At 41.0% G+C, this 15,788-nt stretch carries 11 protein-coding genes; all 11 read right to left on the reverse strand.

Translation table 11 applies throughout. From position 1 onward, the window contains the following. Positions 1-45: 45 nt before the first annotated feature. The 11 genes from meaB to AAHB15_RS19625 all read right to left on the reverse strand — a co-directional run bounded on the left by meaB (position 46) and on the right by AAHB15_RS19625 (position 15,707). Positions 46-1,167: a methylmalonyl Co-A mutase-associated GTPase MeaB gene (gene meaB / locus AAHB15_RS19575; protein ID WP_335572975.1), complete on the reverse strand. Its 1,122-nt coding sequence runs from the start codon at positions 1,165-1,167 to the stop codon at positions 46-48. Next, positions 1,168-3,309 carry a methylmalonyl-CoA mutase gene (scpA, locus tag AAHB15_RS19580; protein ID WP_335572981.1) on the reverse strand — a complete coding sequence of 714 codons (2,142 nt, stop codon included), beginning with the start codon at positions 3,307-3,309 and terminating at the stop codon, positions 1,168-1,170. A gap of 37 nt (positions 3,310-3,346) precedes the next feature. Continuing rightward, entirely contained in the window at positions 3,347-5,242 is a 1,896-nt protein-coding gene (locus AAHB15_RS19585; protein ID WP_342043129.1) for a methylmalonyl-CoA mutase subunit beta, read from the reverse strand. 181 nt (positions 5,243-5,423) lie between these two features. Then, positions 5,424-6,737 (reverse strand): dihydrolipoamide acetyltransferase family protein, encoded by a 1,314-nt coding sequence (locus AAHB15_RS19590; RefSeq protein ID WP_335572973.1) that lies wholly within the window; start codon positions 6,735-6,737, stop codon positions 5,424-5,426. 15 nt (positions 6,738-6,752) lie between these two features. Further along, positions 6,753-7,736: an alpha-ketoacid dehydrogenase subunit beta gene (locus tag AAHB15_RS19595; protein ID WP_342043130.1), complete on the reverse strand. Its 984-nt coding sequence runs from the start codon at positions 7,734-7,736 to the stop codon at positions 6,753-6,755. A gap of 12 nt (positions 7,737-7,748) precedes the next feature. Continuing rightward, a complete protein-coding gene (locus AAHB15_RS19600) occupies positions 7,749-8,750 on the reverse strand; it encodes a thiamine pyrophosphate-dependent dehydrogenase E1 component subunit alpha (RefSeq protein ID WP_098530088.1) in 1,002 nt (333 codons plus the stop codon). Positions 8,751-8,817: 67 nt separating this feature from the next. Further along, entirely contained in the window at positions 8,818-10,239 is a 1,422-nt protein-coding gene (gene lpdA, locus AAHB15_RS19605; RefSeq protein WP_342043131.1) for a dihydrolipoyl dehydrogenase, read from the reverse strand. 22 nt (positions 10,240-10,261) lie between these two features. Further along, complete coding sequence (gene buk, locus AAHB15_RS19610; RefSeq protein ID WP_335572971.1) at positions 10,262-11,365, reverse strand: butyrate kinase; 1,104 nt, start codon at positions 11,363-11,365, stop codon at positions 10,262-10,264. Positions 11,366-11,464: 99 nt separating this feature from the next. Then, entirely contained in the window at positions 11,465-12,568 is a 1,104-nt protein-coding gene (gene bcd, locus AAHB15_RS19615; protein WP_342043132.1) for a branched-chain amino acid dehydrogenase, read from the reverse strand. Between the two features lie 28 nt (positions 12,569-12,596). Continuing rightward, positions 12,597-13,502 (reverse strand): phosphate butyryltransferase, encoded by a 906-nt coding sequence (gene yqiS / locus AAHB15_RS19620; RefSeq protein ID WP_335572969.1) that lies wholly within the window; start codon positions 13,500-13,502, stop codon positions 12,597-12,599. 129 nt (positions 13,503-13,631) lie between these two features. Beyond that, positions 13,632-15,707: a sigma-54-dependent Fis family transcriptional regulator gene (locus tag AAHB15_RS19625; protein ID WP_342043133.1), complete on the reverse strand. Its 2,076-nt coding sequence runs from the start codon at positions 15,705-15,707 to the stop codon at positions 13,632-13,634. Positions 15,708-15,788 lie beyond the last annotated feature (81 nt).

Below are 15,788 nucleotides of genomic sequence, written 5' to 3' on the forward strand. Positions count from 1 at the left end.
TGCACTCACCAATGCCCGTGTCCAGAATTTTCTTCACTAGTAAAGTTAACTTTTTGTTTCTGAAAAAAAGGTTTTAAATAATGTCTCTACAGCTGCAGCTACAGTCATTTCCCCAGAAATCACTTCATTTTCAAGCTTAGGAAGAGCACTTTTAACCTCTTTATGATGGTAAAAGAGAAATTGGAGCTGATCCGTTATCATTGAATAAAACCATTCCCTGGCTTGTATTCTTCTCCTTTCCTCAAAAACTCCTGAAGATTTTCCGGTTTTTGCAAAGGATTGAACAACACCCCAGATTTCGTTAATTCCCTCAAGAGTTATCGAAGAGCAAGTATAGGCCTTTGTATTCCAACCTTTTGTAGCTGGCTGAAGGAAGCGGAGAATTCGATTGTATTCCTGTCTAGTTTGTTCAGCTATCTGTTTATTCGCTCCATCAGCCTTATGAACAAGGATAATATCAGCTAGTTCCATAATCCCCTTCTTCATTCCTTGAAGTTCATCGCCTGCTCCTGTCAAAACAAGCAAAATGAAAAGATCAACCATATCTCTGATAATTACTTCGCTTTGGCCCACACCAACCGTTTCAACTATAATAATATCAAATCCGGCCGACTCACAAATTAACATTGCTTCTCTTGTTTTTCTGTGTACACCGCCCAGTTTTCCTCCTGTTGGCGACGGGCGAATAAAGGCGTTCTCATTTCTTGATAACTGTTCCATTCTAGTCTTGTCGCCCAGAATACTGCCGCCCGAGATACTTGAACTTGGATCAATAGCCAATACAGCAACCCGATACCCTAGGTTGCACAAATGTATACCAAAAGCCTCAATAAAGGTGCTCTTTCCTGCACCTGGAACACCGGTTATTCCGATACGAATTGATTTACCAGTTTTGGGCAGGAGCATCTTCAACAGCTGCTGAGCTTTTTGAAAATGCTGATCAGCATTACTTTCTACAAGTGTAATCGCTCGAGCAAGCAGGCTTCGGTCACCCTTTAGCACCCCATCATAAAGAACGTCAATGGACGGTTCTGTGGAATTTCGTTTTTGAAAGCGTACATTTTTTTCAAAAGAGACAGTTTGACTTTCAAGCTCCTTGCCTCGTCGCACGATGCTTAGACAGCTGTCAGAATTATTAGGGTCACTCCATTCCGGTTTATGATCCATTTATTGCGACACTTCCTCATAACCGAGTTTTATATAAATCTCCCTAATCACTTTTTGAGCAGCAACAGGAATGATGGTTCCCGGTCCGAAAATGGCCGCTGCACCATGGTCATATAAAAATTGATAATCTTGGGAAGGGATGACACCGCCGACGACAACCAGAATATCCTCTCGGCCCATTTTTTTTAGTTCATCCACTAGTTGAGGCAGCAGTGTTTTATGACCTGCTGCAAGCGAGCTCATGCCCACTACATGAACATCATTTTCAACGGCTTGAATAGCCGTTTCTTCTGGCGTTTGAAACAGCGGACTAATGTCTACATCAAAGCCTAAATCCGCGAAAGCAGTGGCGATGACCTTTGCTCCCCGATCATGACCATCCTGACCCATTTTCGCAATAAGGATTCTTGGCCGTCTCCCTTCATTCTCAAGAAAATCATCTGTCATTTTCTTCACTTCAATGATCTCTTCCTCATTGCTAAAGGCTGTACTATACACACCGCTAATGGAACGAATGACGGCTTTATGTCTTGTAGCCACACGCTCAATAGCTTCAGATATTTCACCAAGTGTTGCTCTAACTCTGGCTGCCTTAACAGCAAGTTCTAATAGATTTTGATCCCCTGTTTCAGCAGCTTTTGTTAATTCATTAAGTGCCGCTTCCACTTTTTGATTATCTCGAGCCGCTTTTAAAGCAGTTAATTTCTCCATTTGCTTTAAACGGACGGCAGTATTATCGATATCTAATATATCGATCGCTTCTTCCTTTTCAGGCCTGTAGCGATTAACCCCTATAATCGTTTCTTTACCAGAATCGATTTGCGCTTGTCTTCTAGCTGCTGCTTCTTCGATTCTCATTTTGGGAAGACCTGTTTCTATAGCCTTAGCCATCCCCCCAAGTCCTTCAATTTCTTCAATGTGGGTCCAGGCCCTTTTTACTAAATCATCTGTCAGTTTTTCGACATAATAAGAGCCTCCCCAAGGATCGATTACATGGGTAATCCCTGTTTCTTCTTGTAAAAACAACTGAGTGTTTCGAGCAATCCGGGCTGAGAAATCTGTTGGTAAGGCTATTGCCTCATCTAAAGCGTTCGTATGCAGTGATTGGGTATGCCCCATTGCTGCAGCATGTGCTTCAATAAGTGTCCGCATAACATTATTAAATGGATCCTGTTCGGTTAAACTCCAACCTGACGTTTGTGAATGAGTCCGTAATGCTAATGATTTTTCATTCTTTGGCTGGAAAGACTTCATCATTTTGGCCCAAATGAATCTCCCAGCCCGCATTTTGGCGACTTCCATGAAGTAATTCATCCCGATTGCCCAGAAAAAGGACAGTCTTGGGGCAAATGAATCGATATTGATGCCTGCTTTAAGCCCTGTCCTGACATACTCTAAGCCATCTGCAAGTGTATACGCTAATTCTAAATCCGCCGGAGCTCCCGCTTCTTGCATATGGTAGCCAGAAATACTAATACTATTAAACTTTGGCATGTATTTGGACGTATATTCAAAGATATCCGCAATGATCTTCATCGACATTTCAGGTGGGTAAATATACGTATTACGAACCATGTATTCTTTTAATATATCGTTTTGGATGGTTCCCGAAAGCTTTTCTTGGCTGACTCCCTGTTCCTCTGCCGTTACGATAAAGAAAGCTAAAATCGGCAAGACAGCCCCGTTCATTGTCATCGATACAGACATTTGATCCAAGGGTATTCCTGCAAAAAGTGTCTTCATATCAAGTATGGAGTCTATGGCAACACCAGCTTTCCCAACATCCCCAACTACACGAGGATGATCGGAGTCATAACCGCGGTGGGTAGCTAAATCAAAGGCTACTGATAATCCCTTTTGCCCCATAGCAAGATTTCGTCGGTAAAAGGCATTACTTTCTTCAGCAGTTGAAAAGCCTGCATACTGCCTGACCGTCCAGGGCCGATTCACATACATGGTCGGATACGGTCCTCTCGTATAAGGAGGCAGTCCAGGAAGGTCATCAATATGTTCTAAACCTACACGATCCTCTTTTGTATAAATAGGCTTAAGGTATATTTGCTCATTCGTTTCAAACAGCAAATCTTCAATGGAAGAAGAAATTTCATGATTAACTTTCTCTTCCCACTCTCTTTTTGTCATGAATTTTTGGTCAGCAAACAATGGAATACTTTGAAAATTAGGCTTTTGTTTCTTCAACCGTGTTCACCTCCATATCAGTAAGGATATCTGATAGAGTTTCATAGCAATTAGTCCCTGCATGAATGAACTGCTTAATACCCAAACTCTTCCACTGGGGCTGTTTTTCTATTTCAGGGAGCCCAGCTATGTAAAATATACGTTCAGGAAATTCAGATTTTAAAGCTGTTAAAATGTTTCTACCGGCTAGCTCGTACTGTTCATTTGTTCCACAAAAGCAGAAATAGGAAGTAGGAGTTTCTAGAACAAATTGTTTAGCATTTTCTAAAGTTAAGATTGGGTTGCTATCCACTGCTTTCAAACCACCAGCCGCTAGATAACCTTTCATAAAATCCAGCCTTGGTTTATGCTGCTTTATTTCGCCAAGACATATCATCCCTACTGATGGAATGGTGCCTATTTTTTCTTCGAGCTGCTTTGCCTTTCTTCGCAGCTTTTCAAAGGGCTCCGAAAGTCTCCGTGCTGGTATGGGTTCTATTTTGCTCAATGAATAGGTTCCATTTGTAAAAAAACTGTTCGTGTTCCTCGGCTTGGGATTTGGTTCAGGTTCATTTATATCGGCATAAACATTTGTTCCAATCATGTTTTGCCGCCTAGTTTGAAAATCTAAATTCCTTTTTAGATAAGTTGCTTCTATTTCATGCTGGAGCCAATTTGATTTTAAAACATTTAATATACCGCCCTGGCTATCAATTTGCTGGAAGAATTCCCATGCTTTTTCAGCGAGCTGACTCGTTAACTCTTCCACATACCAAGAGCCGCCAGCTGGGTCAATGACTTTTTCTAGATGTGCCTCTTGTTTTAAGAGCAGTTGGATATTTCTGGCGATTCTTTCTGAAAATGGTGTGGTAACTGTAAGACTATCAAAAGGAGTAACGTGTAAATATTGAACCCCTCCGATGACGGCCGCAAATGCTTCATTGCCAGCCCGCAGAAGATTGACATAGGGGTCATGTAAGGATTTTGTAAACGTAGAGGTTTCGGCAGAAATGACCATCCCCCGGGCTTCATCTTTGGCAGTGTAAAGTTCAGTTATTCGATTCCAAAGTATCCGCGCTGCCCGAAGTTTAGCAATTTCCATGAAGAAGTTACTTCCAATAGAGAATTGGAAGACCATTTTTTTTAAAATTAAATTAAGGTCCATTTCACCATCCTGGAGGATATCAAGATAATGTACCCCTTCCGCGATGGCAATTCCCAGCTCTTGAACGGCATTTGCTCCGCCATTATGATAAGGGGTTATATCAATGAGTATGGTGTTAAGGTGTGGAAACCTTTGACTAAACTTGTTTATATCTTTTTTCCATTCCTCGATAAACTCCCGTGAAACAGCCCCTTCCTCGGCAAATAGGGCAATCGGGTCTGAACCCATATAACCTGTTATTTTATCAGTCATATTTTCGTCCTCTGCCATTTTTGCTAATACATTTAGAATCGCTGAATGCCATCCTTTTGTATTAAGCGCTAATGGATATTGATGATAGAGGCCTGCCAAAACTCTCGTAAGGCTGTCATTTGTTTCCACTAATTCTTCCGATACCTTAAAGGAAATAGCAGTTTGCCCATTTTCTAGGGCTGCATGAAGCTTCTCTTTCAATTCTCCAGGTGATTGATAAGTTAACTGCTGTGCTACCTTCCACGTATTTGTCAAATATCCAAGCGGATAAATCCCTCGTCGGTAATCAGAGCCTCCTGAATAATTAGGAACTGGATGCTCACCTTTCCGTATATAAAGCGGTTTCAAAAAAATGTTTTCATATGTATGCCGGTGTAAGGATTCAATCTTTTTCCCTTTTAAGGAGGCTTCTGCTTTAGCCTGCCAATCATCAATTGTTTTCTGTAAAAAAGATTGATTTTTTATATTTTCCAACTCCATCTCCCCTTTCTTCCGAATTGCAGTAAAATTCAATTAATTATACTTATTTCTATTTTATGGTACAAATAGATTTCAAGCAATGAAAACCATTGTAAAAAATAGGTTAATCAATTTCTTCATCTTGTCGTTAATAACTTTAATAATAAAAACCGCTGCCCGTAAAGGCAGCGGTAATTTATTGCTAATAAATAGTTGTGGTTGCTTTTGATGTATTTTCAAGAATTTCTTTCACACGTTGTAAGAAACGGCCGCAAACTAGTCCATCCAATACCCTGTGGTCCAGTGACATACATAGATTCACCATATCACGGACAGCAATCATGTTGTTGTTTATGACAACAGGCCGTTTAACGATTGACTCCACTTGAAGTATTGCTGCTTGTGGGTAGTTAATGATTCCCATTGATTGAACGGAACCAAAGGAACCCGTGTTGTTTACTGTGAATGTACCGCCTTGCATATCCTCTGATTTTAGTTTACCTGTTCTCACTTTAACTGCAAGTTCTGAGATTTCTCGGGCAATTCCCTTTATGGTCTTTTCATCTGCATTTTTAATGACTGGAACGTAAAGAGCATCCTCAGTGGCCACAGCAATAGAAATATTGATGTCTTTCTTTTGAATAATTTTATCCCCTGCCCACATCGAATTAATTTGTGGAAATTCTTTTAACGCTTGGGCAACAGCTTTTACAAAAAAGGCGAAGAAAGTTAAATTGAAACCCTCTTTCTTCTTAAATTCGTCTTTTAAACCATTACGATATTCCACAAGATTAGTGGCATCCACTTCAATCATGGTCCAGGCATGTGGTGCCTCATGTTTGCTGCGAAGCATATTAGCTGCGATCGCTTTACGCACTCCAGTTACAGGGATTTCTATGTCTCCAGTTGTCATAGGAACTGCTGCCTGTTGAGCCGCCGGGGACGAAAGCGCTGCGGGCTGACTAGTGAAAGCTTGTGCTGCATCTTGTTTGACCTCTGGCCTTTGTCCTGATTCATTTATGGTATTAACCTTCTGGTCGGCAGTTGAAATATTACCAGATTCAATTAATTTCAATAGATCCTTTCTAGTAATCCTTCCTCCCGCACCGGTGCCAGACACTTTCGTTAAATCAATGCCATGTTCTTGAGAAATTTTTAAAACAGCAGGTGAATAGCGTGCTTTATTTTCTTGACCCGCTGCAGGTGCAGATTCTGTCCTACTTGTTTCTTCCGTATTTGGATTTACCGCCAGAGAAGGGTCCTGCGTACTGCTATCCTCCACTTCAATTGTACAAATAATCTCCCCTACGGCTAGTGTCTCTCCTTCTTCAGCAATCAGCTCTTTAATCACACCAGTAAAGGAGGACGGGACTTCTGCATTTACTTTATCGGTCATGACCTCGGCCAGCGGGTCGTATTTATTTACCATATCACCTACAGTTACTAACCACTTGCTAATAGTACCTTCGGTTACACTTTCCCCTAATTGAGGCATTTTAATTTGTTCAGTTGCCACTAGTTCCATACCTCCTTAATATTCCGCAAGCTCGCGCATTGCCTTTTCGACTTTGTCCGGATTAACCATAAAGAATTTCTCCATCGTAGGAGAATAAGGCATGGCCGGGACATCTGGTCCAGCGAGCCGCATAATAGGAGCATCTAATTCAAATAAGCAATGTTCCGCTATAATGGCTGAAACTTCACTTATTATGCTTCCTTCCTTATTGTCCTCTGTTATTAGCAGGACCTTGCCGGTTTTAGAAGCTGCCTCAATAATCGCCTCTTTATCAAGCGGATAGACAGTTCGTAAATCAAGGATATGAACAGAAATTCCATCCTGGGCTAATTTTTCTGCCGCTTGAAGGGCAAAATGAACACATAGACCATAAGTAATAACTGTAATATCTTCGCCTTCGCGTTTTATATCCGCTTTTCCTATTGGCAGCGTATAATCATTCGCTGGAACTTCACCCTTGATTAAACGATATGCCCGTTTGTGCTCGAAAAAGAGAACCGGGTCATTGTCGCGAATAGCGGCTTTTAATAGTCCTTTCGCATCGTATGGTGTGGAAGGCATTACGATTTTCAACCCTGGCTGATTAGCAAAAACCGCTTCGACTGATTGAGAATGATAGAGTGCTCCATGTACTCCTCCGCCGTAAGGGGCACGTATAACAATTGGACAGTTCCAATCATTATTAGAACGATAGCGAATTTTTGCAGCTTCAGAAATAATTTGGTTTACAGCAGGCATAATAAAATCAGCAAATTGCATTTCTGCAATTGGGCGCATCCCGTACATCGCTGCCCCGATTCCTACTCCTGCGATAGCTGACTCTGCAAGTGGTGTATCAATGACCCGTTCCTCGCCAAATTGTTCGTATAAGCCCTGGGTTGCTTTAAATACGCCGCCTTTCACCCCTACATCTTCACCAAGGATAAACACCTTGGGATCGAGTTCCATTTCTTCACGCATCGCCATTGTAATTGAATCAATATATGAAATAATCGCCATTTTACGTCCCCCTTACTCTTCCGTTTCCGCATAAACATATTTCAATGCATCTTCTGGTGCAGAATAAGGAGCATTCTCTGCATATTCTGTCGCCTCATTCACCAGTTTCATCACACGATCATTCATTTCTTTTTCCAGGTCATCATTTAAGACATTTGTTTCCTTCAAATAGGCTCCAAACGTCATTAACGGATCCTTTGTTTTTGCTTTTGCCACTTCATCCGGTGCGCGGTACGAACGATCGTCATCATCCGAAGAATGTGGAGTAAGCCGGTAAGAAACTGTTTCAACAAGGGTTGGACCTTCGCCACGGCGGCCCCGGTCAGCCGCTTCTTTTACAGCCTTATACACTTCCAGAGGATCATTACCATCAACGGTTACACCTGGCATCCCATATCCAATCGCACGATCTGACACCTTTTCACATGCTAATTGTTTTTCAATTGGGACTGAAATAGCATATTTATTATTTTCGCACATAAATATAACCGGAAGTTTATGCACACCTGCAAAGTTTGCTCCCTCATGGAAATCCCCTTGGTTTGAAGAACCTTCTCCAAAGGTAACAAATGTTACTAGATCTTTTTTCTCCATTTTTCCCGCAAGAGCAATTCCTACAGCGTGAGGAACTTGTGTGGTAACAGGTGACGAACCTGTTACGATTCTATTTTTCTTTTGCCCAAAATGCCCAGGCATTTGCCGGCTCCCTGAGTTCGGATCCTCCGCCTTAGCAAAACCGGAAAGCATCAATTCTGTTGGTGTCATCCCGAAAGTTAACACAACCCCCATATCACGGTAATAGGGAAGTACATAATCCTTCTCCCGGTCCAGAGCAAAAGCCGCTCCCACCTGTGCTGCTTCTTGGCCTTGACATGAAATAACAAATGGAATCTTTCCAGCACGATTCAATAACCACATCCGCTCATCAATGCGTCGGGCCAAAAGCATCGTCTCATACATTTCCAATACCTTTTGGTCGCTTAATCCTAAAACTACATGACGCTTCTCTGCCATTTATTTCTTACCTCCCGATTGTTCGATAGACACTAACAATTTATCAACACCTAATACTTTACATTTATTATGAATGAATGGCCTTCCCATCCACTGCCAAAGCTGCTTCCCCAATGGCTTCTGTCAAAGTTGGATGTGGATGAATGGTATGGGCAATTTCCCATGGTGTTGCATCTAATACCATGGCCAGCCCTGCCTCTGTGATCATGTCAGTTACATGTGGACCAATCATATGCACCCCTAGAATATCATCAGTCTCGGAATCTGCAACAATTTTTACAAAGCCATCTGAATCGCCGAAAACAAGAGCTTTCCCGATTGCCCGGAAGGAAAACTTACCTATTTTCAATTTATGGCCTTTTTCTTTTGCCTGCTCCTCAGTTATTCCTACACTGGAGACCTCCGGGTTACTATAGATGCACCTGGATACTAAGTTATAATTCATCGGCGATGGTTTTTCTCCTGCTATATGCTCAACTGCAATAATTCCCTCGTGTGAGGCAACATGTGCAAGTTGTAAACCGCCTATAACGTCACCTATCGCATAAATATGGGACTCTTTCGTTTGATAAAATTCATTGGTCACAATAAAGCCATTTTCAGCCTGGATATCGGTATTTTCAAGTCCTATTCCCTCTAAATTTGCTTGGCGACCAACTGAGACTAAGAGTTTTTCAGCCTTAAACTGTTTAAGAACGCCTTTAACCTCTGCTGAAATACTAACCTCTTGATCTTTAACAATTGTTTCAGGAAGCACCTTAGCACTGGTAACAAGGTTTATCCCCCTCTTTTTCAAGACCCGCTGCATTTCTTTAGAAATATCTTTATCCTCTGTTGGAATGATGCGGTCAGCAAACTCAATAACTGTTACATTTATTCCAAAATCAGAAAGCATGGAAGCCCATTCTATTCCGATAACACCGCCTCCAACAATAATGATTGATTTTGGCAAGGCTTCAAGCTGTAATGCTTCATCAGATGATATTACCAACCGACCATCGATTTCCAAGCCTGGAAGCGTTCTTGGTCTTGAACCAGTGGCAACAATCACATTTTTTGGAATCAGCATTTCGTTTTCCGTTCCGTTGTTCATTTCAACTGAAATAGTACCTGGCATCGGTGAAAAAATCGATGGTCCAAGGATTCGGCCAATCCCTTCATAGACATCAATCTTCCCCTGTTTCATTAGATGTTGGACGCCCTTATGTAACTGGTCAATAATCTTATTTTTTCTAGCTTGAACTTTTCTAAAATCTAATGAAACATCGCTTGTGATAACACCAAAATCCTCACCGCGTTTTGTTGTCGCAAATACCTCTGCACTTCTTAATAAGGCCTTGCTTGGGATGCAGCCCTTATGGAGGCAGGTACCTCCCAATTTTCCTTTTTCAACAATGGCCGTTTTTAAGCCAAGCTGTGAAGCGCGAATAGCTGCCACATAGCCGCCTGTTCCACCTCCAAGAATGACCAAATCATATTCTTGTGCCACTTATGTTTCCTCCCCATATTCATTAAATTTTTGCAGTAGAAAAGTTCCCTGGATATACCTTTACTTCCTCTTCACCGCTTAAAACCCGAAGTGCCCCTTCTGCCAAGGCTTGAAGTTCATTTTCCCCGGGTTGAACAATTACATCCGCAATCCAATTGACTCGATCGCTAATTGATTTCACAAATCCATTTCCAAAGCTGAGTCCGCCTGTTAAGATAATCGCATCCACCTTACCAGAAACAACCGCACTGCAGGCCCCTATCTCCTTTGCTACCTGATAGGCCATTGCCTCATAGATTAGCTCTGCCTCTTTGTCGCCTGCAGCAATTCTCTTTTCTACCGTTACTGCATCGTTTGTTCCAAGGTATCCAACAAGTCCACCATGCCCTACAAGTTTCTTCATCATTTCTTCCCGATAATATTCGCCTGAAAAACAAAGGGCAATTAAATCCCCTGCAGGCACCGTCCCAGCCCGTTCCGGACTAAAAGGTCCATCACCGTGTAAACCATTGTTTACATCAACAACTTTTCCTTGTTGATGGACACCGACGGTAATGCCACCGCCCATATGGGCAACAATCAAATTTAATTCACTGTATTCCTTTCCCAGTTCCTTTGCTACTCTCCTAGCAACTGCCTTTTGATTTAAGGCGTGAAAGATACTTTTTCTTTCAATTAAGGAAAAACCGGAGATCCTAGCAATTGGGGCGAGTTCATCAACAACAACTGGATCGACAATGAAGGCAGGGATATTTAAACCTGAAGCAATTTCATAGGCTATAATCCCACCTAAATTAGATGCATGCTGCCCGGCATAGCCAGATCTTAAATCCTTTAACATTAAATCATTGACCTCGTATGTTCCGCCTTCAATAGGACGAAGTAAGCCGCCACGTCCGCAAACAGCTGATAATTTTGATATATTAATTCCTTCATTATCCAGTGTTTCCAAAATTACAGTTTTTCTAAATTGATATTGGTCAATAATATTTGAAAAAGTATTAATGGTTTCTACATCATGACGGATTGATTTTTCAAAAATAGAAACTTCGTTATCAAAAACACCAATTTTAGTGGTTGTTGATCCTGGGTTAATGGTAAGTATCCGATCTTTATAATCTGGCAACGTCGTAACCTCCACTTTAAAACATCTATCTAAAGGCAAATGCGCTGAATCCAATTCAGCGCTTTGCCTTAACATCATGTTCCTGGTATGGTCCTTGTATTATCTTGAAATTCGATGACTTAAGATATGATGGCCATTTTGTAAAAATTGGCTTCTAGAATTACGAATTCGTGCGATTCTTTCTTCGGCCATTCTATCAGCAGCAACATAAGTTGGGATACCATCCCGCTTAGAAATTTCAATGACCTTTTCAATCGTTGTATAAAGCTGTTCAACCTTTTTCATTGCACGTTCTTGATTATATCCATAAAGCTCATCCGCCACATTGATAACGCCGCCAGCGTTTATTACATAATCCGGGGCATAGACAATACCCATTTCATGAATGATATCACCATGACGAGCGTCCTTTAATTGATTATTAGCAGAACCCGCAATTACTTTAGCCTTTAATTGAGGGATTGTGTCATCATTAATCGTTGCCCCTAAGGCACAAGGAGCATAAATGTCACACTCAACTCCATAAATATCATCCGGATCAACTGCACGGGCACCAAATGCTTGAATCGCACGATTAACTGCTTCTTTGTTAATGTCCGTTACAATAAGCTGCGCCCCTTCTTTATGCAGATATTCGCAAAGTGTATAAGCTACATTGCCAACTCCCTGCACTGCAACCACTCTTCCTTCAAGTGAATCCGTACCAAAAGCTTCCCTTGCCGCTGCTTTCATGCCGCGATATACACCAAAAGCAGTGACCGGTGATGGATTACCAGATGATCCAAATGCCGGAGAAATACCTGTAACAAAATCTGTCTCCTCGTGGATTAAATCCATATCCGCCACAGTTGTACCCACATCTTCCGCTGTAATGTACCGGCCATTTAAACCTTGGACGTAACGGCCGAAAGCTCTGAATAATTCCTCACTTTTGTCTTTGCGAGGATCGCCAATAATAACGGTTTTTCCGCCTCCGAGATTTAAGCCTGCAGCTGCATTTTTATAGGTCATCCCCTTGGCTAGACGAAGAGCATCTTCAATCGCTGCTTCCTCGGAGGCATATGTCCACATGCGGGTACCACCCAATGCCGGACCAAGTGTTGTATCATGAATAGCAATAATAGCTTTTAGACCTGATTGCTTATCTTGACAAAAAACTAATTGCTCATAATCATATTTCTCTAAATACTTGAAGATTTCCATGAAATTTCCTCCTCAAATGGGTAAAAATCTATTTATTTACACAACATAACGCTAACGCTAGTGAATACAGCTTGCTTTCTGCTGAATCAGCTCTAGATGTAAGCACAATAGGAGCGCTTGCTCCTGCAAGGACAGCGCCTACCTTTGCCTTAGCAAAATAAATTAATGATTTATATAACACATTCCCAACCTCGATAGTGGGTACCAATAAAATATCTGCTTTACCTGCTACATCGCTGATAATCCCTTTGTGTTCAGCAGCTAATTCAGAAATGGCATTGTCAAGGCCAAGCGGCCCATCAACAATGCAACCGGAAATTTGCCCCCGTTTATTCATCACTGTTAATGCAGCGGCATCAAGGGTTGCCTGCATATCGGGATTAACTGCTTCAACAGCAGCAATTACCGCTACTTTCGGCATTTCGATCCCGACTGATTTGGCAAGTGCAACCGTATTTTTTATAATTTGCACTTTTTGTTCTAAGTTAGGAGCAATGTTCATAGCTGCATCTGTAATTAAGAGTAGTTGACTAAAACCAGGGACTTCAAAGAATGCTGTATGTGATAAAACATTCCCGGTTCTGAGTCCATATTCCTTATTTAAAACCGCCTTTAAAAAGATATTGGATGGAATATTTCCTTTCATTAATACATTTGCTTGTTTGTTGGAAACAGCTTGAACCGCGGATTCTGCGGCACTGACCACAGAATCTGAATGAACAATTTTTAATTTATGATTATTCAATAGCTCCTGCTTTTGCAATTTAATCAGTGAAATGATTTTTTCTTGATCACCATAAAGTATAAATTCAGCAAGATTTCGATTTAACGCATCAAGTACGGCCTCAATGACTTCCGCCGTGTCTCCAGCAGCTACAGCAACCGTATTATAGCCATTGTGTGTTGCTTGGTTTATCAGTGAGTCTAGCAACAAGCTGTCATCAACCCTTTCTTCTCTTCCTCAAACCCACTTTAAAATATGCAAGTTTTATGCCATACCACATTTATGTAAACGTTTTATTTTCTTCGTCAGAACAATGCAATAAATTTCAGGCTGTGAAAATTATTGCGTGCTATTTTTTTCAAGATTGTATTTATCTAGTTTATAATAAAGGTTCCTTACCGATAAACCTAATGTTTTAGCTGTCATTGTTTTATTTCCGTTCAAACGTGAAAGAGTTTCCTGGATAATCCTTGCTTCGTATTCCTCCACCATTTCAGGCAAGGTCTTTTTTAAATTAAACGGTTCAGCGGATGACATTCCAGAAGATTCTATTCTTATCGTTTTATTTCTTAATTCCGGAAGATGGTTAATATCGATTAAGGTATCGTTATAATTCATAAAAATAATAGCCCTGCCAAGGATATTTTCTAATTCTCTCACATTTCCCGGCCAGTCATATTCCATTATTTGAGCTAGTGCTTCTTTCGTTACTCCTTCGACATTTCTTCCATAATCCCGATTAATTTTATTAATCAGTCTGCTGCATAAAACAGGGATCTCCTCTTTACGCTTCCTGAGCGGTGGAATCTGAATTGGCATGCGGTTTAATCGATAATATAAGTCTTCCCTAAACGAACCTTTAGCAATACCCTTTTCCAGATTTACATTTGTTGCAGCAATGATTCGGACGTTTATGTTGATAGGCTTTGTACCACCCACACGGATAATTTCACTTTCCTGCAGTACTCTTAAGAGCTTTGCCTGGGTATTGGCAGATAATTCCCCTATCTCGTCAAGAAAGATACTGCCGTTGTTTGCTTCCTCAAAAAGACCGCGTTTTCCCCCCCTTAGTGCGCCTGAAAAGGCACCTTCCTCATAGCCAAATAATTCACTCTCTAATAACGATTCAGAAATTGCGGCACAATTTACACGAATAAATTTATTGTATTTTCGATCACTCGCATTATGTATGGCATGGGCAAACAACTCTTTCCCTGTTCCCGATTCCCCTCGGAGCAGTACAGTTGCAGGAGTTTTTGCCCCCAGCTTTGCCTGTTCAATCGCAATTAACATTTCCTCGGATATGCCGATAATATCCTCGAATGTATATTTTGCTTCAAGAGTCCGGATAATTTGTCTAGCCCGATTCAATTCTCTGCTTAACGATTTCATCTCTGACATATCATGGATAACACCGACACTGCCTTTTAATTTCCCTTCTACAATAATCGGGGCTACATTGACAATTACCTCTCTTTTATTGGGGCCTACCCTCATTGGGACACCACGTACAGCCCTTCTTGTTTGTAAAACCTTCATATGCATACTTTCACCTTCAGAAATGTCAGCATTTGCAGGCTTTCCAATGACTTGATCTTTGGTAAGGCCAGTTAGTCTGGTGTAAGCTGGATTAATAAGGATTCCACGGCCATTCTCATCAACAACAGAGATAGCATCATCACTCGAATGAATAATGGCCTGAAGCATGGTTTGGATTTCCTGTAAATTAGTGATTTCCTCTGCTAAATTAACCACTTCTGTTATATCCTTAAAAACAGCAAATGCCCCCATTAATGTTCCATTTTCTTCAATAATCGGAATACGGGTCGTTATAATTTTTCGTCCATTACCTAATTCCATTTCCTGATTAGATTCCACTCTTCTTGTTTTCAAAATTAATAAAAGCCTGCTCGTCGGGATAACTTCTAGAACATCCTTACCAATTGCCTGCTCTTTGTTAACACCCATGATTTCTTCGGCTCTTTTATTAAAAAGGATCACTTGTCCTTTATTGTCGATAACCACCATACCATCATTGGCAGCGTTAAAAATTAGTTCCTGCTTATATGAATCATTTTGGAGCTTGGCCACAAGTTCTTCCTTTTCTTCCATAAGCTTTGATACCAAGAAGGCAACGCTCCCGGGAATTAATACCGTTTGCTTATTTTTGGCATTTCGAATTTCATGAAAAACTTCATCATTTCCTGTCACTTCAATAACGATATCAATACTTTCATTTAAATACGTCTGCCAGCTTGTCCCTGTATTAATTCCCTCTTTGCGTGCGAGGATAATTCCGGGTGCATTTTCGTTTCGATCGATAACAACTTGAACGTTAAGCACTTCGGATTCTTTTAAAATTTCTAAGATTGCCGTTCCACCTTTACCAGCTCCAACAATCATAATGTTCTGCATTTATTTTACCCCTTTTGGTATTAGGAAATTTTTTGCATTCACCAAAGAAAAATCTCTGCAATTCTCTTCATTACTAATATT

This window comes from Bacillus sp. OTU2372, from assembly GCF_038440275.1.
GTDB lineage: Bacteria > Bacillota > Bacilli > Bacillales > Cytobacillaceae > Neobacillus > Neobacillus bataviensis_B.

Coding starts and splice junctions, on each gene's coding strand:
- meaB (WP_335572975.1), bottom strand. CDS start 1,167: ATGGATCATAAACCGGAATGGAGTGACCCTAATAATTCTGACAGCTGT.
- scpA (WP_335572981.1), bottom strand. CDS start 3,309: ATGACAAAAAGAGAGTGGGAAGAGAAAGTTAATCATGAAATTTCTTCT.
- AAHB15_RS19585 (WP_342043129.1), bottom strand. CDS start 5,242: ATGGAGTTGGAAAATATAAAAAATCAATCTTTTTTACAGAAAACAATT.
- AAHB15_RS19595 (WP_342043130.1), bottom strand. CDS start 7,736: ATGGCGATTATTTCATATATTGATTCAATTACAATGGCGATGCGTGAA.
- AAHB15_RS19600 (WP_098530088.1), bottom strand. CDS start 8,750: ATGGCAGAGAAGCGTCATGTAGTTTTAGGATTAAGCGACCAAAAGGTA.
- bcd (WP_342043132.1), bottom strand. CDS start 12,568: ATGGAAATCTTCAAGTATTTAGAGAAATATGATTATGAGCAATTAGTT.
- AAHB15_RS19625 (WP_342043133.1), bottom strand. CDS start 15,707: ATGCAGAACATTATGATTGTTGGAGCTGGTAAAGGTGGAACGGCAATC.